The 793-nt window shown below is 41.9% G+C and carries 1 protein-coding gene; it reads right to left on the bottom strand.

Annotation, left to right across the window (positions count from 1 at the left end; genetic code table 11):
* Positions 1-791 (bottom strand): efflux RND transporter permease subunit (locus tag CBG25_RS11160; RefSeq protein ID WP_290606676.1); only part of this gene is annotated, 791 nt, incomplete at its 3' end.
* Positions 792-793: the final 2 nt, after the last annotated feature.

Here is a 793-nt window from a genome sequence, read left to right as displayed (position 1 = left end):
TCTTTTAAACGAACCTGAGAACCATCCGGATTAACTCGTAACAGGATATTGGCAAATTGTTCGGCATTATTTAGCCGCGTTTGAGCAATAATCGAAACATTCAGTCGTTGGCCTGCGATCGGTGGTGTGCCACCTAGCTGACCGGCAGCAACTTGGTTGTTTTGAATTTTTATGGCATTGATAACATCTTGAGTGGCCATATTGTATTTAACAAGTTTATCTGGATCTAACCAGATCCGCATAGCGTACTGAGTGCCAAACAGCTGGGTTTCACCGACCCCTTTTACTCGACTGATAGGATCTTTAATGTGAGAGTTAACATAATCAGCGATATCCTCTTGATTCATAGAGCCATCTTTAGAAATAAAAGTGACTACCATCAAGAAAGAACCGGTAGATTTATTAACATGGATGCCTTGCTGCTGTACTTCTTGGGGCAGTAATGGCATGGCCAATTGTAATTTATTTTGTACCTGTACTTGTGCAATATCGGGATCTGTTCCAGCTTCAAAGGTAAGTGTCAGACACATGTTACCCATTGCATCACTGGTTGACGACATATAAACCAGATTATCAATCCCATTCATATTCTGTTCGATAACCTGAGTAACGGTATTTTGTACTGTGGTGGCGTCAGCTCCAGGATAGGTTGCTGAAACCGATATAGCAGGTGGTGCAATGGTTGGATATTGCGCCACCGGTAATTTGATAATTGCCAATAGACCAGCAAGCATGGTAATAATGGCTATTACCCACGCGAATATTGGCCGTTCTATAAAAAACTGAGGCATTA

The sequence above is a fragment of the Arsenophonus sp. ENCA genome (assembly GCF_002287155.1).
Classification (GTDB): domain Bacteria; phylum Pseudomonadota; class Gammaproteobacteria; order Enterobacterales; family Enterobacteriaceae; genus Arsenophonus; species Arsenophonus nilaparvatae.
Note: the sequence above shows the minus strand (reverse complement) of the source record. Positions and strands in the feature narration are given on the sequence as shown.